The sequence below is a fragment of the Microbacterium sp. LjRoot205 genome (genome assembly GCF_056175745.1).
On sequence record NZ_JBGFFH010000001.1, the window covers coordinates 781,154 to 800,248 of the forward strand.

Genomic DNA, 19,095 nt, shown 5'->3' on the forward strand with positions numbered 1-19,095 from the left:
GCTCCCTCCGTCGCTCCCGTGACCATCGCTCCCGAACAGGCCTCCTGGTTCGCGGAGACGTTCTCGATCCTCGCCGCCAACGTCGAACAGGCGATCCTCGGCAAGCGGCATGTCATCGAGCTGGCGCTCGCCGCGGCCGTCAGCGGCGGGCATGTGCTGCTCGAGGACTTCCCCGGCACCGGCAAGACCGCTCTCGCCCGAGCCATCGCCCAGACCGTCACGGGCACGAGCACGCGCATCCAGTTCACCCCCGACCTGCTTCCGGGCGATGTGACAGGCATCACCGTCTACGACCAGAAGGAAGGGGCGTTCGAGTTCCACGCCGGCCCCGTCTTCGCGAACATCGTGCTCGCGGACGAGATCAACCGGGCGAGCCCGAAGACGCAGTCGGCGCTGCTGGAGGTCATGGAAGAGGGCACGGTCACGGTCGACGGTGTCACGCGTCCTGTTCCTTCGCCCTTCCTCGTCATGGCGACGCAGAACCCGATCGAGCAGGGCGGCACCTACCGCCTGCCTGAGGCGCAGCTCGACCGCTTCATGATCAAGACGTCGATCGGCTACCCCGACGAGGCCGCGACCATGCGCATCCTCCAGGGCGCCGCACAGCCGAAGCATGTGCTCGACGGCATCGTCGGCACCGACACCATCCTCACGATGGCCGAGATGACGCGCGGCGTGTATGTGAATCCGCTGGTGTCCGACTACATCATGCGCATCGTCGATGCGACGCGTCGCGCCTCCGAGGTGCGCCTCGGCGCCAGCGTGCGAGGTGCGATCGCGCTCTCGCGCCTCGTGATGACGTGGGCGGCGAAGAACGGCCGCACGTTCGCCACCCCCGACGACGTCCGAGAGCTCGCGGTCGTGGCACTCGCCCACCGCCTCGTGCTCGAACCGGAGGCCGAATTCGACGGCGTCACCGCGGTCGCCGTGGTGGGGCAGATCCTGCTCGACGTCGAGCCGCCGCGCGAGAACGGCACTGCGTGAGCTTCAGCACCGAGTCCCGTCTGACGCGCACCACGGCGGGCACCAGCACGTCGACGCGTACGTCGACGGTCACGCGATACGACCGCACACGACGAGGGCCCGTCCGCGGCGCCGTCTTCGGTGTCCGTCGTGCCGCTCGCACGACGCGTCGCGCGGCCCGCACGGCTGTCGCGTGGGTGCGCGAGACGGTCACGTCGGCCGGGATGCTGGTCGTCGTGGCGCTCGTGCTCTGCATCGCCGCCGGACTGCTCTTCGGGTGGGTCGAGGCATGGGCGGTGGCTGCGATCGCGCTCGTGCTGCTGATCGCGTGCGTCCCCTTCATCCTGGGGACCCACGACTATCGCATCGAGCTGACGCTCGACCGCGATCGCGTGGTCGCGGGGGCGGAGATCGGCGCGACGCTCGATGTGCGCAACAACAGCGAGCGCCTCTCGCTGCCGGGTATCGTCGACGTCCCCGTGGGGGAGGGGCTGGTCGAAGCACACGTTCCACTGCTGCGCCCCGCCGCCCACCACCGCGAGCAGCTCACGATCGCCGCGCACCGCCGCGGTGTCATCGACGTCGGACCCATGACCATCACCCGAGGCGACCCGATCGGCATCCTCCGACGCGAGCTGCGGTGGCCCGACGTCCAGCGCATCCATGTGCACCCTGTCACGGTTCCTCTGCCCAGCACGAGCGCGGGTCTGATCCGCGATCTCGAGGGCACACCGAGCTCGACACTGGTCGATGCCGACCTCTCGTTCCATGCGGTGCGCGAATACGTGGTGGGTGACTCGCAGCGGCACGTGCACTGGAAGTCGACCGCGAAGACCGGAAAGCTCATGGTGCGCCAGTACGAGGAGTCGCGTCATGCCCGCATCGCGATCATCCTCGACCTCGACACCGAGTCGTACGAGAGCGACGACGAGTTCGAGAACACGGTCAGCGCTGCCGCATCCCTGGCGCTTCAGGGCGTGCGCGACGGCCGCGATGTGCTCTTCTCGGTGAGCAACGAGATCCCCGAGCACAGCCGTGCCGAGGTGCTGTCGATCCGCACACTTCCCACTGTCACGCCCAAGGCGCTGCTCGACGCGACGTCGACCATCGACCCTGCCGACCGCGTGATGCGCCTCGAGGCGGTCGCCGCGCTCACCGCGCAGTCCTACCCCGACCTGTCGATCGGGTTCCTGATGACGGGCTCGCGCATGCCGCTCGAGCGACTGCGTCATGCCGCGGTCAAGCTGCCGGCGGCGGTCGAGGCTGTCGCGGTGCGCAGCGAGCTGGGCGAGCAGCCCACGATGCGCACGGCACGCGAGCTCGCGGTGATGACCCTGGGCGCGCTGGGCGATCTTCCGCAGATGCTCGCTCGGGGAGCGCTGCGATGAGCGCGGCAGGCCCCCGGCGCGGCGTCGCAGGGTCGCGACGCTCGTTCGCGCTCTCGGCCCTGACGGTCTGGGCTCTCGGATACGTGCTGGTCGGCGTGGGCCTCGCGACGGCGGCCGCGTGGCCGGTCTACGAAGCCCCGCGCGCTCTGGCGGTCGGCCTGATCGGCGGACTGCTCGGCATGGCCGTCGCCGTGCTGACGCGGGTGCTCCGGTGGGGCATGCTGATCGGTTCTCTCGCGGCGGCCGGCACCTATCTGGTCGTCTCGGTTCCGCTCGCGATCCCGTCGGCACTCTCGTCGATCCCTGCTTTCCTCGGCGGACTCCGGGATGCCGTGCTCGGGATCGCACTCGGGTGGAAGCAGATGCTGACGCTGAACCCGCCCCTCGGCGAGTATCAGGCGGTGCTGATCCCGTTCCTCGTCGTGATGCTGTTCGGCACGTTCATCGCGACCCTGCTCGTGCTCGAGGGCGGTCGTCGCGCCACGATCGCGGTTCCCGTCGTGACCGCGATGAGCGTCTTCGGCATCGCCTTCGGGGTGAGCGGCACGACGGCTCCCGTCTCTGTGCTGGGCGTGGCGCTTCCGGCGCCGCGGGAATGGCTGATCGGCGTCGCGCTCTTCGTGATCTCTCTCGTCTGGCTGGTCGGTCGCTCGCGGCTGCAGCGTGCGCAGGCGCTGCGCACCGTCGCCGCGGCGAACATCTCGCGTCGGGCGACGCCTGTGTGGCTGACCATCCGGCGTCATCTGCTGTCGGCGGGGCTCGCCGTGGTCGCCCTGGTCGCCGGGTTCGCGGTCGCACCCGCAGCGGCCGGGTGGAGCGATCGCTCGGTTCTGCGCGACGAGGTCGAGCCCATGGTCGTCGTGCAGCAGCAGGCGAGCCCGCTCAGCGCCTACCGCTCGTGGTTCGCCGGCAGCACTCTCGACGACACTGTCGTGAAGATGGAGGGCGACCCCGGCGCGATCGAGCGCCTCCGGCTCGTCACCCTCGACTCGTACGACGGCGAGGACTTCCACATCGCACCCGCGGACCGGTTCAGCAGATTGCCCCGCACGGCGATGCCGGGCGCCGGTCGCATGTCGCTCGAGATCACGATCGGCGACGCGTACCGCGGCATCTGGGTGCCGTCGCCCGCGGGTCTCGCCGAGGCGCCCGACTTCACCGGCGCGCGGGCGGATGCGCTCGCCGACGGCTTCCATGTGAACTCCGGCGGCGACACCGCGATCACCGTGGCAGAGGCGCCGGGCGGCGGAGAAGGGCTCGTCCCCGGTGACCGCTACACCGTGCTCGTGGACGCTCCCGGTGCCCCCGGCGAGGTCGCCGCGCTTCAGGGCTCCGCCTCTAACCTCGACACAGACCTGTATCCCGCGCTCACCGAGTGGGCCGAGATGCAGGAGCAGCCTCGCACGGGAGCCGGATACCTCGAGATCATCGATCGTCTGCGAGCGCGTGGCTACCTCAGCCATGCGCTCATCGACGACGACGCCGCGACGGGGTGGATCGCCTCGCTCGAGGAGTCCGAGGGATACGCGTTCGCGCCGAGCTATGCGGGGCACTCCGCCGCCCGCATCGAGGAGCTGTTCACCGACATGGTCGAGCAGGAGCGAAGGGCGGGGTCTGACGCCGCACCCGAGCTGCTGGTGTCCGCCGTCGGCGACGACGAGCAGTTCTCGGTGGCGGCTGCGCTGCTCGCCGAGCACTGGGGTCTCGAGTCCCGAGTCGTGATCGGGGCACGGCTCGCGGCGGCAGAAGAGGTTCCGGGCATTCCGGCCTGCACCGAGACCTGCACGGGCGCCAACATGAGCGCCTGGGTCGAGGTCAGGGGGTCCGGTGGAGAGTGGATGCCGGTCGACACCACGCCGCAGTACGCGATGCTGCCGAGCTCCATCACCGAGGGCGAGCAGCTGCCGGAGCACCCGACCGTGCCCGAGCAGCCGCGGTCCGAGGCGCTCGACCCGCCTCAGGCGCAGAGCGATTCGAACAACGACGCACCCCCGCTCGAGGCGCCGCAGTCGGAGGTGCTCGCCTTCCTGCTGCCGATCCTCAGGGCCGTGGGACTCAGCCTGCTCGCTCTCGCGCTGCTCGCTCTGCCGTTCCTGGTGCTGTTGTTCGCCAAGAGACAGCGCGCCCGAACCCGCCGCACGGCGGAAGACCCCGAGGTGCGGCTGGCCGGAGCCTGGGAGGAGCTGGTCGACGTGTACGCCGATCACGACGTGGCGATGAACGCCGAGGGCACCCGAACCCAGCGTGCGCTGTCGACCGACCGCGAGGCCGCTGACCGCCTGGCGGTGCTCGTCGATCGCGCGGTCTTCGCCGAGCATCCCCCGACGAACGACGATGCGAGCGCCGCCTGGGCGATCGTGGATGCCGAGCGGGCTGAGCTGGCAGCATCCGGCAAGTGGTGGCACCGCATCGTCAGGCGTGTGCGCCCGACGTCGTTCATCGGACGCATGCGGGCTGCGAGCGGTGGAGGTTACGCCGGAGCCAGGCCCGCTCTCGCTACGCTCGGATTCACCGGGTCGTTCGGCGACCGGAAGAAGGGGAACTCATGATCGCACCCGTGGATAGCGGCTACGTGACGATGCTCGCCATCGTGGGAGGTGTCGGCGTGCTCGTCGGCCTCGCCGTCTACGTCTGGTACGCCTTGGCGCTGTCGCGTCTGTTCCCGCGCATCGACGGAGAGGGGTGGAAGGGCTGGGTGCCCGTCCTCAACGAGGCCGAGATCCTGGCGCGAGGCGGAGTTCCTGCGTGGTCGGTGGTCTTCTACTTCATCCCGATCGTGCAGCTGTACGGCATCTACCTCAAGGTCGTCGCGACCCACCGCATCAATCGGAGGTTCGGCAGGGGCGCCGGCATGACGGTGCTCGCCATCCTGCTGCCTCCGGTCTGGGCGACCATCCTCGCCTGGGGCACCCCGCCGCACCCCGAGGGCGAACGACTGGCCGCGTTGCAGCCTGGTCCTCGCCGCACCGCGCAGCCCGCTGCCGCGCCTGCCAGGGATGCGTCGGGGTACACGATCCCGTCGCTGGCTCCGCACACTCCGAGTCAGCCGGATGCCCCCGCGCTCGTGTTCCCCGACTACGCCGCGCCGACCCGTGCGAACGCGCCGTCTGACGCGCACGCCGGCGCCGTCGCGACCGGCGCACCCTCGGATGCCGACGCCGTCGCTCCCTCTGCGTGGGGAGCGCCGCCGCAGAGACCGCAGTCGCCGGTCGGGCCCCCGCCGGTTCCCGGGGCTGCGCCTGTTCCCGGGGCTGCGCCCGCTCCCGGGGCTGCGCCCGCTCCTGGAGCGCCGCCTGTTCCCGGAGCGCCACCCGTTCCCGTCGCCGGGCAGCCCCCGACCGCCGGTGCGCCCGCTGCGTCGTTCGCGCCGCCCCAGCCACCCGCTCCTGCCTATGGGCAGCAGCCACCCGCTCCCGCCTACGGGCAGCAGCCTCCGGCACCGCAGCCTCCTGCGCCTGTGGCAGCACCTGCACCGCAGCCCCCTGCGCCTGCGACTCCTGCCGATCCGCACCCGACCACCGGGATCATGGCAGCAATGGGCGGCGACCCCGGGGCCGCGGGCACGCCGCAGCCCCCTGCGTCTCCGGCACCCGCCCCTGGGGAGATCGCGGTGCAGCCGCCTGCGTCTCCGGCGCCCGCATCCGCGCCTGCGTCTCCGGCGCCCGCATCCGCGCCTGCGTCTCCGGCACCCGCATCCGCGCCTGCGGCCCCGTTCGAGACGTCGGGAGAGCACGCGCCTTCTGCGCGGCCCGTCGGAGAACCGCAACGCGCGGTCCGACCCGCGCCGCCGTCGTTCCGCGACGGCGGGCACTCGGCCGAACAACCGCAGATGCCGACGATCCGTCCGGTCCCGTCATCCGCCGCAGATGCCCCTGCCGCCGCAGACGTCCCGGTCGCAGAGGCGCCGCCCGCGCCCGCCGCTGATGCGCCTGATGCGCCTGCCGTGCCTGCCCCACAGTCTCAGGGGATGCCGTCGGGTGGGCTCGCGGCGGATGTCGACAAGACGGTCGTCACCCCGCGCCCGACGGACGAGGTCGTCGTCGACGACCTCGACGCGACGGTCGTCGTCGCCCGCAGGCGCGGTGTGCGTCGCTCGCTGGTGCTCGACGACGGACGCAAGTTCTCGTTGTCGGGGGCGAGCGTCGTGATCGGACGCAACCCGATCGGCGAGCCGGGCGAGCAGCGGCTCGCGATCTCCGACACCACCCGCACGCTGTCGAAGACGCACGCTCGCCTCGTCGTGCACGACGACGAGTGGCGCCTCACCGATCTGCACGCCACGAACGGCGTCGTCGTGGTCGAGGAGAACGGCACCGAGACGCTGCTCGATCCGGGCGAGAGCGTGACCGGCAACGGCCGGTTCATCCTCGGCGAAGTGGGAATGCACGTGATGGCGGAGCGCGACTCGTGACCGTCTCGTCGGTCGTACTGAACGTCGCCTCCTTGACCGACACGGGGCTCAAACGCGCCGCGAACGAGGACTCCTTGCTCGTGGCATCCCCGGTCTTCCTCGTCGCAGACGGCATGGGCGGGCATGAGGCCGGCGACCGAGCGAGCGCCGCGGTGGTCGATGCGTTCGAGCCTCTTCGCGGGTCGGTGATCGAGGTCGCCGACATCGGCGACGCGCTGAGCCGAGCCTCGGCCGTCGTCGACGACATCTCCGCCGAGCACAAGCGCGGGGCGGGCACCACGGTGACGGGTGTCGCACTCGTCGACCACGAAGGCGCACCGCACTGGCTCGTCTTCAACGTCGGCGACTCTCGCGTCTACCGGCACCACGCCAACGAGCTGACCCAGCTGACGATCGATCATTCGCTGGGGCAGGAGTTGGTGGATGCCGGTGAGCTCCGCGCAGAGGACCTCTCGTCGTTCTCGCAGCGCAACGTCATCACCAGGGCGATCGGGGCGCCGGACAGCACGGCCGACAGCTGGCTGCTGCCGGTGGTCGACGGTGAGCGGCTGCTGCTCTGCTCAGACGGCCTCAGCGGCGAGGTGAGCGACGAAGCGATCCGAGCCACCCTGACCATGAACGGGAGACCCGAGTCGGCCGCTGCGGCTCTCGTGAGCCGGGCGCTCAAAGCGGGTGGTCGCGACAACGTGTCGGTCGTCGTGATCGACGTGGTCTCGGGAGGAGCGCGCACGCGTCCGGACGACAGCACGGCCGGTCGCGAGGCCGCATCCGCCTCTCTCACCGACTCGAGCCTCGAGGGCACGACGATCCCGGTCCGCGCCAGATGACCGACGACGAGCCCGAGGTCGACGAGACCGTCATGCTCACCCGTCGCGATCGGCGCCGGGGCGGGGTGGTCGTCGGTTCGCCAGCAGCGCCGAGCGAATCGGAGGCGGCTGTCGCGGACGGCGCAGCGGAGACCCACGATTCCACCGCGGCCGACGATTCTGAGGCGCCGGACGATGTCGATGAGGCGACCGTCGTCGTCGACCGCCATCCGATCGCGGTCGGGGCACCCGTCGATCCTCTCGGGGAACCAGTCGATCCTCTCGAGGAGGCGACCGTCGTCGTCGAACGGAGCCCGTCGAGGTCGGATTCGAGGTCGGATGTGCCGGACGGTGCTCGCGACGGGGAACAGGAGCAGGAGCTCCCCGATGAGCCGACCGTGCTCGTCTCCCGGACTCCGCGCCGTGTGCGCAGGAAGCGATCGGAACGGCCCGAAGAGGGCGACGCCGTCGTCGATCCCGCCCCCGTCACCGATCCCAGTGCCGCAGCCGTCTCGTTCGAGGCGCCCACCGATGCTCCGGAGCCGGCGATCTACCGACCGCGTCCCGCGCCACTGGGCCCTTCCGCGCCGCCCGTGGTGATCGGCGCCGCCGCGCCCACCCGCGCGGTGGACCCGGAGCTGCCTTCGGTCACGAAGCAGGGACTGCGCTGGAGCGTGACCACCCTCTTCGCGTTCGCAGCGGCCTGTGTCGTCTCGGTCGCCGGACTGGTGGCACTGGGCTTCGTCGTCTTCGCCTGACACCCTCACCCGGATGGGCGCATCGCTCAGCGCCGAGGCTCTCCCACCGGCCGCTGGGCCGCCAGAGGGCCCTGGAGGGAGCGCGCCTTCCAATTGAGGATCAGGAGGGTTTCGAGAGCAGCGGAGAGCACCACGGCATAGACGAGAAGCACGGCCCATCCGTCGGAGCCCACGGCGGTGATGGCGGAGAAGACCATCGCGAAGACCACCACCAGCCCGACCAGCGCGATCAGGCGGTCCGTCGCCGCGCTCATCTCTGTGTGCCCGCCTCTCGCAGCGAGAACGAAGGCCCGAACCGCGGCGACGAGGAACGCGGCGCTGAGCAGCAGGTTGCTGGGGAGTGAGACCATCCCCGGCGCCGCTGTCTCCTTCCAGAGGTCGAGGGTCAGCAGCACGCCGATGAGACTGACGACCACCAGGATCGCCGCGACGATACCGCGCAGACGCGCGGAACGACGAACTCGGTCAGGCGGAGAACTCGTGGAAGACGTCATGCGATTCTCCTCTGCGGAACAGCTCGCCTCAGCTGGCTGCGAAGTCGGGCCATCCGGTCGCCTTCGCGGCGACGCCCGCGATCTGGCTCTTGGCCGAGTCGATGGCGTTGTCGAGCTGCACGTTGGCGCTGGCGATCTGGATCAGCGCCGCGGCGAGCGCGCCGACCATCGCAAGGATCCCGGCGGGTGCCGCGATCAGCGTCGCGAGAGCGGCGATGCCGGAGATGAGTCCGGCGACCAGCGTTCCCAGCGTGGTCCACATCAGCGTCGTGAAGGTGTCGAGGCCGCCTGCCAGCTTCTCGAGTCCGCCCGCCACCGGGTTCACGATGGCGGATTCGAAGTCCGAGAGAGTCGTCCGCTGTGCGGCGGTGGTCTGCTCGTAGCGCTCAGCGCCCTTCCCGCCCCACTCCTCGTCGGTCTGCAGAGCGGAAGGATCGATCTGATCCTTCGCGTTCGAGAGCGGCGTGGCGAGGTCCGAGCGCCAGGTGCCGGCAAGGGCGCGGATCTGCTCACGGTAGCCGGGGCGCTCGTACGGGGCGGAGATGACATCCCAGAACTCGCCGAGACGCTCGGTGAGCCAGTTCCAGGCGTCCAACAGGCGGTCGGCCGCCCATTGCAGCCAATCCCAGACGTTCGAGAGAAGGTTGTTGACGTTGTTCCGTGCCTCTTCGATTCGCTGCTCGATGTCTTCGACCAGCTGACCCCAATCGGGGGTTCCCGAACCACTCACAGGGATGGACATTGACGCCTCCAGACGTTGCGGTCGACCCGCAGGTTCATTCGGACTTGGTTCACAGCTGCACGTCCCATGCGCCGTTGATCGTGCTGACCGTCTCGTCTTCGCGAGCGATGAACAGGTCGCGTACTTCGCGGAGGACCTGAGCGCCGTCAGCCGCTGCGGACGATCCGTCCGCAAGATATGTCGATACCGCGTCGACGATCTCGGTGTACTGAGCGTAGAGCTCGTCACCCTTCCAGCAGAACGCCGCATCCGAGGAACGCATCGATCCCGTGGCGGATGCTGCTGTCGAGAGCGTCGCCGAGACGCCATCCCACACCGTCGCATCGCTGCTGAGAGCTTCGGATGCGACCCTGATCTCTTCCGGTGAGAGCATCGTCTCAGCCTCCCCTTGTCAGCATTCTGATCATCTCGACCGGATCGGCCATTCCCTCGGCGTACTGCGCGAGCGGAGTGCCCTCGAAGGGGAGTGCCGGCGTCGCCGCGGCGACGGAGGTCTGGGCCTTCGAGAGAGCGGAGCGGATCGCGTCGGTGACGTCTCGGCCGTCGGCGGTGCGCAGCCAGGTCTCGTCGAGTCGGAGCCCCACGATCGTGCCCCTGCTGTCGAGATCGACCTGAGCGTTGCCGCCGCTGTCTTCGCCGCCGTGCACCTGAGCGGCGCGCTCGCTGAGCTGAGACAGGGTCGAGTTCAACTCCTTCGAGAATGTCTCGATGAATCGATTGACGTTGCGGTGGAAGACGTCGCCATCCGCAGACTCCACGAGCTCGTTGATCTCGTTCGCGGCGATGGCGGGCGAGGGCGCGGGCGGCGCCGCGACCTCGGGAGCGTCATCGCTGAAGCTGGCTCCCCACGCTTGAAGACGAGCGAGGAGCACCGTGTTCACGGTCTCGAGAATGACGCCGGACAACTCTTCTGGGCGGATGGATGCGCGCCAGAAGGTGCCGATCGTGATCTCGATCGACGGATCGTCGAACCGGACGGAGACCTGTCCGGTCGGATCCTCGGCGGTCTCGGAGCCGGTCTGCTCGAGTGCCTCGCGCATCTGGACTGTCTTCTTCATGAGCTGATCGTGCAGCTCGTAGATCGCGTCGTTGTCGTGAGCCATGCAGTTTCCCCCCCCGGGTGAGCGTCGTCCGACGGTCCCACCGTACATGATCCGACTGCCCCCGCCCTAGGGCCTCGAGCGCGTCGCTCGGTTCAGAGAGATCTGCCCGTATCGGCGGAGCCCGGCCCGGGCACGTTGAGCAGCCCGCCCTCGCGTTCGATCTCCACCGGATCCACGGCAGGCTGCTCTCTGCGGCGGCGCAGCACGATGAGGATGCCGAGCACACCGAGCAGGGTCGCTCCGCCGATGGTCGTGAAGAGTGCGGCCTCCCGTGTGAGCAGGAACGGCGATGCGCCGTGGTCGGGATTCACGGCGGCGGCAGGCGGGCGCGCCGCGCTCTCGCTGGTGTCGAAGTAGGGGCTCACCGGCCCTCGCGTCGTCTCGTCCGGGAGCAGCTCGATGGCCGCGAACGGCTGGATGAATCCCCATCCGTTGACGTCGTCACGGTTGTCGGCGTCGTCTCGCAGGGCCGTGGCGGTGAGCCGGTACGCCCATCCGGCCGGTGGATCCTCGGGGTGCGCCTCGGCCACCAGAGCCGCGGCCGCGCTGGCGTATCCGGTCGCGAAACTCGATGCGGGGGCGTCGGCGGCGAAGATGCAGTCTCCACCGCCGAGCGCCGCGCTCAGCACATTCATCCCGGGAGCCGTCACGCCGACCTGCGGGCCATGGATCGATGCATCGTTCGCGCGGCCGCTGGCGTCGGCGGCGCTGACTCCGAGCACCTGCTCGTAACCTGCGGGGTAGCGAGCGCCGTCTTTCGCATCGGGGTCCGATGCCCTGTTGCCGCCGCTCGCCACGACCAGGGCTCCGACGGCTGACGCGTGCTCCACCGCCGCACGGAGGTCGGGGGAGTCGGTCTCCTGCGAGATCGAGACGTTGATGATGTCGGCGCCGTTGTCGGCCGCCCAGTGGATGCCGTCCGCGATGCGCTGCGACGTCGGTCCGAAGCCCTTGTCCTTGTCCTGCTGCTGGTTGCTGCGGAACACCCGCACCGAGAGCAGACGGGCGTCCGGCGCGAGCCCGACGACCCCGGAACCGTCGACCGGCTGTGCCGCGATCTGGCCGGCGATCGCGGTGCCGTGCCCGGTGGTGTCACTCAGACCATCGGCGCGCTCGCCGTCGCCGACGAGATCCACACCGCCGATCACGACTCCGGCGAGATGCGGATTTCCCGCATCGATGCCCGAGTCGACGACGGCGACGACGACTCCTCTGCCTGTGGCGACGCGGTTGGCGTCTTCGGCGCCGAGCAGAGCGAGGGCCGGCGGGGCCTCGGGTGTGAACACCCTGGTGCCCGGGGTGCAGGCCTCTCCGGCAGTGGCTGCGGGCACGGTCGAGCCGAGTGTGGCCGCCGATGCCGGCGCGCTCGTCAAGACGGCGCCGAGCGCGATCGCGCCCACCAGGAGGGCGGGAAGGGCGGTTCTGCGTCGACGCATCACTTCGTCCCTGAGCCGGGCGACTCTCTGGCGGCTTCGGAGGTCAGCGCAGGGCCGGCGGCGAAGAACTCGATCCACGCGTCTGACACACGCCCGACGTCGTCGGGGGAGTAGCCGAGCTGAGCGATGGGGCCGCTCGCCGCGTCCTCCGCGCTCTGCTCCGCGGCGGCACCGGGGATCGCGAACGCGGTGCCTGATTCGTCGATGAGCACGGCCAGGCCCGCCGCGTCGTCAGACGCTCCGCTCACTTCGACGAGGGCGCCGCCGCCGACCGAGACGTCGACGCCGGAGCGCTCTTCCGGCAGCTCGGCCGTGGTCGCTCCGAGCACGGTGCGAGCATCATCGGTGACCATCGCGCACGGTGTCTCGCCCGCAGCGAGCGTCGTCAGCGGGAGAGTCGGCCAGTCCTCACCGCCGATGAACGGACGTGTCTCCACGTCTGCGATCTCCGCGGGAGACACCTCCTGCTCGGCGCCGGCCTCCTGCCCGCTGCCGAGAAGGTAGAGCTGGTAGGCGAGCGGGCTGAGGCGAGCGATCTCGCCGGTCGCGAGCGCCACATAGCGCTCCTCCGCGGGGCTGCCCTGCGTGTGCACGATCGTCCCCGCAGTCAGATCGGTGCCGGGAACCGAAGCTCCCATCGCGTTGAGACTGATCGGCTCGAGATCCTCGCCCGACTCGAAGAGGTTGAGCCAACGCCCGTCGACCTCGAGGATGTCGGCGGTGCCGAGTCCGACGGCGCGGAGCACGGCGTTGGCGTCGTCCGACGGAACGGCGTATCGGAGACCGTCGGCGATCACGAACAGCTCGTCGCCGCGCTGGACGACGGCGCCGGTCCCGGTGGAGATCTCGGCGATCGGCGTGCTCGACAGCGAGACAGACGCACCCGCGGTGTCGTCGATGCAGGCCGTCCACGACGAGTTGATCAGGGCGCTCGGGGCCGGCAGATCGTCCGGTGCGCCGAGGATGCCGATCGATGGGCCGACCGGGATGCCGTCGAGTGCGGCCTGATCCGTGCGCACGACCTTGAACTCGCCGGCAGGGATCAGCAGTCGTGCGCTCGCCGTGTTGATCACCGGGTACAGCGTTCCCTCGACCGAGACGTAGCGGGCCCCGGTGTCGGTGGCGACGATCAGACGGTTGTTCTGCCAGTCGCCCGGGAGTCCAGGCTGCATGATCCCCCAGAACACCCCGACGAGGATGACGCCGATCGTGAGCGCGACTCCGGCGACGACCGCGCGCAGCGGCTTCGCGGGGTCGAGCTCTTTGCCCCCGGGGGCTCCACCGGTGAACGCCGAGAGCAGTCGTCGCCTGCTGAAGCCCTGGGCCTCGATCAGATCCTTCTTGGTCGCCATGGGTCAGACGAGCCCGGCCGTCGTGACGCCGAGCGGCAGCAGCAGCGCGAGGGCGATGACCTCGACCGTGTCGCCGAGCCTCGTGAGCCGCAGACGCGCCTTCGGGGTCAGCAGCGTGAGCCCGACCAGGATCACGGTGGCGACGACGAGGATGAGGAGCATCCAGGTGCGGACGTCGGGCAGGGCCAGTGCCACCGTGACACCGGTGACGGCGAGCCCGATCGCGCCGATCGCCATCAGCACGAGCACGCCGAGGCGGGCGTAGATCTGCCGAGACTGGAACATCATCCCGACGAACGCGAGCACGCACAGCAGGGCGCCGAAGACGCCGCTCGCAGCGACCAACGGCGTCGCTGTCAGGGCCGCGAGGCCCAGCGCTGCACGGAGTGCGATCAGGGTGCGCGTCCCTGCCGCTGCGCGACGCTTGACCTCGTCCGCGTCGATCGGCTCCGGCGCCGCGAACATGTCGGCATCGCTCTGCGGCGAGATGACCCGGATGCGCGTGGAGCTGAGCGCGAGCCACGGGATGCCGTTCGCGAGCAGCGCGGTGGTCGCGAGCATGATCGCGTACGGCGCGAGCGCGTCGCCGAAGATCGCGGCCGTGGTCGCGGTGATGCCGATCGAGGCGCCGAGTGCGATGGGCACGAGATGGATCTCGGGCTTCTCCTGGGTCACGGCGAGGCCGAGGCCGCCGACGATGACGAGGCCCAGTCCCATCGCGGCGAGCGGCCAGCCCCAGATGCTCTGCACCGGAACGGCGAGGTAGCCCGCGAGTCCGCCGTAGGCCGCGGCGGTGAGTCCGAGCGCGTGCCCGGCTTCGGGCTGACGGAGGCGCATGAGCACGGCGGCCGCGACGCTGAGCACGATCGCCCCCGACGCCGCGATGATCGCGGGCAGAAGGGAGGTGGGCGGGGTCGCGACGAGCAGGAGCGCGCAGAGGGCGAGGAAGGTGAGGCTGACGAAGAGGGCAGTGCGCGAACTGTCTGCCGGCGTCCAGGAGCCGTGCTGCTCGGCCGTGGCGTCGATCACCGCTTCGACGACGTCGTCGTACACACGCGGCTCCTGCATCAGGCCGCCCCGCACGAGCGTCAGCAGCTCCCCGTCGTGCACGCCCTGCGCTGCGGCTCCGCGTGCGGGGTCGAGGGGTGTGCCGTCGGCTCGCTGCAGCGAGTAGCCGCCATGGGTGAGCGTCGGGTCGAGCACGCCGAGACTCCGAGCGAAGCCGGGGATGATCTCGACGAGCGGGATCTGCGATGGCACGCCGACGTCAAGCCGGCGGTCGTCGCTGACGACGGAAAGCCGCAGCACGGTGCCTGCCGTTGCGCTCTGAGTCATGGAACGATGCCCCCTCCATGGTGTGCAACCGAGCGGGAGGAGACCCGTGGCTGCGCATTCCGCCTTTCACCCTAGTTGAGGCGTGCGGCAACGCGTAGTCGCGAGGCGGGACGATTTCTCCATCGAACGCACGAATGCTGTGCGGATACAGCTGGTGTTATGGCGCATCCCGCCGATGTGATCTAGCCTGGCTCCTGAAACGAATCGTGGGGGGTTGTTTCGAAGTCGTCCCAACACAGGGATGCGCTCCCCCGCACGTGTGTCCGTGAGGACCGGAGGGAGTGAGTTATGGCTGATGTCATCTCCGCAGAAGAAGGGGCTCTGCGCCGCGGAGCCCAGGCGGTGCGGGAGACCAAGTCCGGGATCGACCAGCAGACCAAGAAGGTCCGCAGCGAGATCGAGCAGCTGCGCGGCTTCTGGACGGGTGCGGCTGCCGCATCGTTCACGACGCTGATGTCCCGCTGGGACGAGCAGGCTCGTCAGCTGAACGAGGTCCTCGTGACGCTCGAGGATGCCCTCGCAGGCACCGAGCGCGACCAGGCCGCAACCGAAGAAGCTCACCAGCAGACCATCTCGGGCCTCGGCTCGATGATGGGTTCCTGAGCGACGACCACAGAGATTTCAAGGAGAACATGATGCAGTCGATGTCAGTTCGCCCGGAGCAGGTCAACGCTCTGGCAGCGCAGATCCGCAGCGGGTCGCAGGGTATCCGTTCAGAGCTCGACCGTCTCGAGTCCGAGGTCGGCAAGCTGCGTGCGGCGTGGGATGGTTCCGCGCAGCAGGCCTACGACCAGGCTCAGGCCAAGTGGAACCGTTCGCTGAGTGAGATGCAGCAGCTTCTCACGCAGATCGCGGGCAAGACCGAGGAGATCTCGGGCCAGTACGTCCAGACCGACAAGTCGGCCGCCGGGCGCTTCGGAGCCTGATCTCCGGCGCGGGCCCGACGCAGAGATGCGCCGGGCCCGCGCCGTCTGCTGTGCTGTTCGGCGATCGAGTCGGAGGGCGCAGCAGATGTCACGGGAATCGCCGTAGTCAACAGGGAGGGGTTGTCGATGGCCATCGCATTCGACTTCGAGCAGATCTTCGCCGAGCTGAAGCGCATCGAGCGCGACATGCAGCAGTTCCCCGCCGCCTCCGAGGTGGCCGTGTCCGAGGGCGGGTCATCGAAGGCCACCGCCGAGTTCCGGATAGCCGTCACTCAGGTCGCCCAGGGCATGGGTGCCGTCACGGAGAACTCGATCGCCGCCCTCAACGACGCCAACCAGGCGATCCGACAGGCGGTCACGGAGATCGCAGAGCAGGATGCCGCGCTCGCGGATGAGGCGAAACTGATCCTGACCCTGCTCGACTCCGCCGGCCAGCAGACGCCGGCCGGGCAGCAGCCGGTCGGCGGCCAGACGGATGCCGCCGCCGAGGAGCCTGAGGAGATGGACTACTGATGACCCGAGTGCGGCGGTCGATCGCTGCAGTGATCGGCGTGGTCGCGCTGAGCATCGTGGTCGCGGTCCCGGCTGCCGCCGCCACAGACGCGTCGGAAGGCGGGCTCTGGTATTTCACTCGAGGCAAGGTGCAGGCGGCGATCGATGCGGGTTTCGACGGGGCCGGAGTCACGATCGCTGTGGTCGACACGCAGGTGAATCCTGACGCGCCGGGCCTCCGAGGGGCTGACCTCGAGGTGCGCGAGGAGTCATATTGCTTCGATGCCTCCGGTGAGAGGTACGACGCGGTGTCGTCCGATTACATCGCTGCGAACCATGGCACGAATGTGACGTCGATGATCCTGGGCACCGGCGAAGCCGTCGGCGGGACGCCGATCAGGGGCGTGGCGCCCGGCGCGAAGGTGCTCTACTACAACTCGATGGTCACCTCGAGTGCGCCCCAGGGCAACGACGTCGATTCGACATGCCTTCAGGAGAACGGCGAGTTGATCGGCGACGGCGACACCCGGGAAGAGAGGAACCTCGCGTCGGGCCTGGCCCAGGCGATCTCGGACGCCGTTGACGACGGCGCCGACATCATCTCCGTCTCGCTGGGCGGTCTCGTCGACGCGTCGTATGCGGTGGCCAAGGCGCACGCGGCCGGTGTGGTCGTGCTCGGGTCTCTCCCGAACGTCGGCGGAGTGGGCGACTGGCCGTCGAGCTACAACGGGGTGATCGCGGTTCAGGCGTTCGGTCCTGACGGGCAGATCCAGTACTCGACGTACGACCCGGCGCTCGCAGAGCCGTCGCCCAATCTGAGCGACGACGTGATCATCGCATCGCCCGGACTCGACGTCATCGCGCAGGGGACCGCTGATTCCTGGGACGCACAGCAGCTGCGGTCAGGCACGTCGTTCGCTGCCCCGATCGCCGCGGGCTTCCTGGCTGTGGTGAAGCAGAAATATCCGGATGCCACCTCGAATCAGCTCATCCAGAGCCTGATCCACAACACGGGCACAAAGGGCGAACACGAGCCGAAGTGGGACAACAGCGGTGGGTACGGAGCGATCTCGCTCACGGGGATGCTCGCGGTCGACCCGACCAAGTATCCGGATGTGAATCCGCTCTTCGACGCGGAGAACGAGGACGCTCTTCCCAATCAGGCCACCGTGGACGAGGAAGCCCGGTTGCTCGAGGCGGAAGCCACCTCGCAGCCGACGAGCGATCCGGCCGGCGGGGCGTCGTCGGAGGGCGTCGACGCGATGCCGTTCCTGGTCGGCGGGGGAGTCGTGATCGCGATTCTCGTCATCGGCGGCGTGGTGCTCGCCGTGGTCCTGACGAGATCGTCTCGGCGACAGACGACACAACAAGGGGGAGACCATCGTGAGTAGTCAAGGGGCAGGGCCCTACGAGACCGAGCTCGAACGGATCCGGGGGCTCGAGGACTGGCGGATTCCGAAGGCGGCGTCGTTGCGGACGGCACTCACTACGCTGGACCGCGCATTGGGCACTGTGCTCGAGTCGGCGGCGTGGGAGGGAAGCTCTGCAGAGGCTGCGCGGAGCGCGCTGGCTCGGCTGCAGCAGAACTTCCGGATGATCGAGACGTACGTGGGGCATCTCACCGAGACGATCGAACACGCCAACACCTACCGCCGCAACGCCGCGGCCGCGGAGCTCCCGTCAGCCACCGTCGATCCGTTCTGGGCGAACGCGGCCAAGGTGGGATCCGTCGTCGTGCACCCGGTGCTCGGCCCGCTCGCCGCCGACAAGGCCCTCGATGTGATCGGCGGGTTCCTCGGCAACCAGCGTGAGGAGGAAGCGAAGAAGATCGTCGATCAGATCGAGAGGGACCTCTCGCCGTCGGCGAAGTCGCTCACAAAGGCATCCTCGACGTTGGCGGATTTCGATCCGCGCGTCGCAGTACCCACCCCGCCTGAGAAGCCGGTCGACCCAGGGACGGGCATCGATGGTCCGCAGATCACCTATCCCGGAGGAGGGTCGTCGCCTTCGGGTCCCGGGGCCGGCGGCGGCGGGCAGCAGCCCTCGACGCCGACGTTCCCGACGCACCCCGGCGGCGGGGGTGGAAGCGGCGGCCTCAACCCCGGCGGCTGGGAGCCGACGTATCCCGGCGGCTGGGAGCCGACGTACCCCGGCGGTGGGGAGCCGACGTATCCCGGCGGCTGGGAGCCGACCTATCCCGGTGGGGTGGAAGGCGTCGACCCCGACGGCTCGGGCAGCGGAGACGGCGACCCTTCGGTCGATCACCCCGGCGGCGGGGTGCTCCCCGGGGCGCCCATCGGCACGGGTGGTGGCGGTTACCCCGGCGGGGCCGGCGGCCCTGGTTCTGGTGCGTCTCCGAGCGGTTCGCTTCCCGGGGCGTTCCTGCCCGGTGGCGGTGGCGGCCTGGGTGGCGTCGTCGGAGGGGGTGCGGGAGCTGCGGCGATCGCCGCCAGCTCGAAGATCGCCAGTGTCGGCAGCATGGGAGGAATCGGCGGCTCGGCATCCGGCGCAGGGCTCAAGTCGGGCGGCGGGCTCCTCGGCAACTCCGCGTCCGGCGCTGCCGGCGGAACGGCCGCGGGCGGCACTGCTCGCGGTGGCGTCGGTGGCGTCGGTGGCGTCGGTGGTGTGGGTGGTGTGGGTGGCGTGGGCGGCGCGGGCGGCCCCGGTTCTGCGTCGGGCTCCGCCGGTGCCGGTTCGTCCGGTGCGGCCGGTGGTCGCCCCGGCATGGGCATGATGGGCGCCGGCGGAGCCGATGAGGCGGACAAGGCGAAGCGCTCCGGACTCGGAGGCCCGATCGCCCCCAAGCTCGAAGATGAAGAGGAGCGTGGTCCGCGTGCGAAGAGCGCGCAGGCCGGCTCCCGTGACGAGAACACAGACTGATCCACGGGG

General features: G+C 69.8%; 18 protein-coding genes. 11 read left to right on the forward strand and 7 right to left on the reverse strand.

Annotation, left to right across the window (positions count from 1 at the left end; all coding sequences use genetic code 11):
* The first annotated feature begins 18 nt into the window (after window positions 1-18).
* The 6 genes from AC04ME_RS03845 to AC04ME_RS03870 are packed head-to-tail and all read left to right on the forward strand — an operon-like array spanning window position 19 to window position 8,326.
* Window positions 19-984: an AAA family ATPase gene (locus tag AC04ME_RS03845; protein WP_042542259.1), complete on the forward strand. Its 966-nt coding sequence runs from the start codon at window positions 19-21 to the stop codon at window positions 982-984.
* Window positions 981-2,351, forward strand: a complete 1,371-nt coding sequence (locus AC04ME_RS03850) for a DUF58 domain-containing protein (RefSeq protein WP_042542225.1) — start codon at window positions 981-983, stop codon at window positions 2,349-2,351. Before AC04ME_RS03845 ends, AC04ME_RS03850 begins: the two co-directional genes overlap by 4 nt.
* The gene (locus tag AC04ME_RS03855; protein WP_475433652.1) at window positions 2,348-4,900 is read left to right on the forward strand and encodes a transglutaminase domain-containing protein; all 2,553 of its coding nucleotides are present in this window, start codon (window positions 2,348-2,350) and stop codon (window positions 4,898-4,900) included. Before AC04ME_RS03850 ends, AC04ME_RS03855 begins: the two co-directional genes overlap by 4 nt.
* Entirely contained in the window at window positions 4,897-6,762 is a 1,866-nt protein-coding gene (locus tag AC04ME_RS03860) for a DUF5684 domain-containing protein (RefSeq protein ID WP_475433653.1), read from the forward strand. The genes AC04ME_RS03855 and AC04ME_RS03860 overlap by 4 nt, the downstream gene beginning before the upstream one ends.
* A complete protein-coding gene (locus tag AC04ME_RS03865; RefSeq protein WP_056375511.1) occupies window positions 6,759-7,589 on the forward strand; it encodes a PP2C family protein-serine/threonine phosphatase in 831 nt (276 codons plus the stop codon). The genes AC04ME_RS03860 and AC04ME_RS03865 overlap by 4 nt, the downstream gene beginning before the upstream one ends.
* Window positions 7,586-8,326: a hypothetical protein gene (locus AC04ME_RS03870; protein WP_475433654.1), complete on the forward strand. Its 741-nt coding sequence runs from the start codon at window positions 7,586-7,588 to the stop codon at window positions 8,324-8,326. Before AC04ME_RS03865 ends, AC04ME_RS03870 begins: the two co-directional genes overlap by 4 nt.
* Before the next feature lie 26 nt (window positions 8,327-8,352).
* Here the strand turns inward: AC04ME_RS03870 and AC04ME_RS03875 are convergent, their stop codons facing one another.
* The 7 genes from AC04ME_RS03875 to eccD all read right to left on the reverse strand — a co-directional run bounded on the left by AC04ME_RS03875 (window position 8,353) and on the right by eccD (window position 14,788).
* The gene (locus AC04ME_RS03875; RefSeq protein ID WP_042542230.1) at window positions 8,353-8,820 is read right to left on the reverse strand and encodes a hypothetical protein; all 468 of its coding nucleotides are present in this window, start codon (window positions 8,818-8,820) and stop codon (window positions 8,353-8,355) included.
* A 28-nt stretch (window positions 8,821-8,848) separates the two neighbouring features.
* Entirely contained in the window at window positions 8,849-9,562 is a 714-nt protein-coding gene (locus AC04ME_RS03880; RefSeq protein ID WP_042542231.1) for a hypothetical protein, read from the reverse strand.
* 49 nt (window positions 9,563-9,611) lie between these two features.
* On the reverse strand, window positions 9,612-9,935 hold the full coding sequence (locus AC04ME_RS03885; RefSeq protein ID WP_042542232.1) for a hypothetical protein: 324 nt from the start codon (window positions 9,933-9,935) through the stop codon (window positions 9,612-9,614).
* Window positions 9,936-9,939: 4 nt separating this feature from the next.
* Window positions 9,940-10,665, reverse strand: coding sequence for a hypothetical protein (locus AC04ME_RS03890; protein ID WP_475433655.1), 726 nt, complete (start codon window positions 10,663-10,665; stop codon window positions 9,940-9,942).
* A gap of 92 nt (window positions 10,666-10,757) precedes the next feature.
* Entirely contained in the window at window positions 10,758-12,101 is a 1,344-nt protein-coding gene (locus AC04ME_RS03895) for a S8 family serine peptidase (protein ID WP_079112183.1), read from the reverse strand.
* Window positions 12,101-13,453: a type VII secretion protein EccB gene (gene eccB, locus AC04ME_RS03900; protein ID WP_475433657.1), complete on the reverse strand. Its 1,353-nt coding sequence runs from the start codon at window positions 13,451-13,453 to the stop codon at window positions 12,101-12,103. The genes AC04ME_RS03895 and eccB overlap by 1 nt, the downstream gene beginning before the upstream one ends.
* Before the next feature lie 3 nt (window positions 13,454-13,456).
* The gene (gene eccD / locus AC04ME_RS03905; RefSeq protein WP_475433659.1) at window positions 13,457-14,788 is read right to left on the reverse strand and encodes a type VII secretion integral membrane protein EccD; all 1,332 of its coding nucleotides are present in this window, start codon (window positions 14,786-14,788) and stop codon (window positions 13,457-13,459) included.
* Between the two features lie 288 nt (window positions 14,789-15,076).
* Between eccD and AC04ME_RS03910 the strand changes: the two genes are divergently transcribed.
* From AC04ME_RS03910 to AC04ME_RS03930, 5 genes are all read left to right on the forward strand, one after another.
* Complete coding sequence (locus AC04ME_RS03910; RefSeq protein WP_042542236.1) at window positions 15,077-15,391, forward strand: WXG100 family type VII secretion target; 315 nt, start codon at window positions 15,077-15,079, stop codon at window positions 15,389-15,391.
* Window positions 15,392-15,432: 41 nt separating this feature from the next.
* Complete coding sequence (locus tag AC04ME_RS03915) at window positions 15,433-15,714, forward strand: WXG100 family type VII secretion target (protein ID WP_079113895.1); 282 nt, start codon at window positions 15,433-15,435, stop codon at window positions 15,712-15,714.
* Window positions 15,715-15,840: 126 nt separating this feature from the next.
* A complete protein-coding gene (locus AC04ME_RS03920; RefSeq protein WP_475433662.1) occupies window positions 15,841-16,227 on the forward strand; it encodes a hypothetical protein in 387 nt (128 codons plus the stop codon).
* Window positions 16,227-17,597, forward strand: coding sequence for a S8 family peptidase (locus AC04ME_RS03925; RefSeq protein ID WP_475433664.1), 1,371 nt, complete (start codon window positions 16,227-16,229; stop codon window positions 17,595-17,597). Before AC04ME_RS03920 ends, AC04ME_RS03925 begins: the two co-directional genes overlap by 1 nt.
* Window positions 17,590-19,086: a WXG100 family type VII secretion target gene (locus AC04ME_RS03930; protein WP_475433666.1), complete on the forward strand. Its 1,497-nt coding sequence runs from the start codon at window positions 17,590-17,592 to the stop codon at window positions 19,084-19,086. The genes AC04ME_RS03925 and AC04ME_RS03930 overlap by 8 nt, the downstream gene beginning before the upstream one ends.
* Window positions 19,087-19,095 lie beyond the last annotated feature (9 nt).

What these genes read in the sequence shown, in the direction of transcription:
- AC04ME_RS03855 (WP_475433652.1), top strand. Translation starts at nt 2,348, where the DNA reads ATGAGCGCGGCAGGCCCCCGGCGCGGCGTCGCAGGGTCGCGACGCTCG.
- AC04ME_RS03860 (WP_475433653.1), top strand. Translation starts at nt 4,897, where the DNA reads ATGATCGCACCCGTGGATAGCGGCTACGTGACGATGCTCGCCATCGTG.
- AC04ME_RS03870 (WP_475433654.1), top strand. Translation starts at nt 7,586, where the DNA reads ATGACCGACGACGAGCCCGAGGTCGACGAGACCGTCATGCTCACCCGT.
- AC04ME_RS03875 (WP_042542230.1), bottom strand. Translation starts at nt 8,820, where the DNA reads ATGACGTCTTCCACGAGTTCTCCGCCTGACCGAGTTCGTCGTTCCGCG.
- AC04ME_RS03880 (WP_042542231.1), bottom strand. Translation starts at nt 9,562, where the DNA reads ATGTCCATCCCTGTGAGTGGTTCGGGAACCCCCGATTGGGGTCAGCTG.
- AC04ME_RS03885 (WP_042542232.1), bottom strand. Translation starts at nt 9,935, where the DNA reads ATGCTCTCACCGGAAGAGATCAGGGTCGCATCCGAAGCTCTCAGCAGC.
- AC04ME_RS03890 (WP_475433655.1), bottom strand. Translation starts at nt 10,665, where the DNA reads ATGGCTCACGACAACGACGCGATCTACGAGCTGCACGATCAGCTCATG.
- AC04ME_RS03895 (WP_079112183.1), bottom strand. Translation starts at nt 12,101, where the DNA reads ATGCGTCGACGCAGAACCGCCCTTCCCGCCCTCCTGGTGGGCGCGATC.
- eccB (WP_475433657.1), bottom strand. Translation starts at nt 13,453, where the DNA reads ATGGCGACCAAGAAGGATCTGATCGAGGCCCAGGGCTTCAGCAGGCGA.
- eccD (WP_475433659.1), bottom strand. Translation starts at nt 14,788, where the DNA reads ATGACTCAGAGCGCAACGGCAGGCACCGTGCTGCGGCTTTCCGTCGTC.
- AC04ME_RS03910 (WP_042542236.1), top strand. Translation starts at nt 15,077, where the DNA reads ATGGCTGATGTCATCTCCGCAGAAGAAGGGGCTCTGCGCCGCGGAGCC.
- AC04ME_RS03915 (WP_079113895.1), top strand. Translation starts at nt 15,433, where the DNA reads ATGTCAGTTCGCCCGGAGCAGGTCAACGCTCTGGCAGCGCAGATCCGC.
- AC04ME_RS03920 (WP_475433662.1), top strand. Translation starts at nt 15,841, where the DNA reads ATGGCCATCGCATTCGACTTCGAGCAGATCTTCGCCGAGCTGAAGCGC.
- AC04ME_RS03925 (WP_475433664.1), top strand. Translation starts at nt 16,227, where the DNA reads ATGACCCGAGTGCGGCGGTCGATCGCTGCAGTGATCGGCGTGGTCGCG.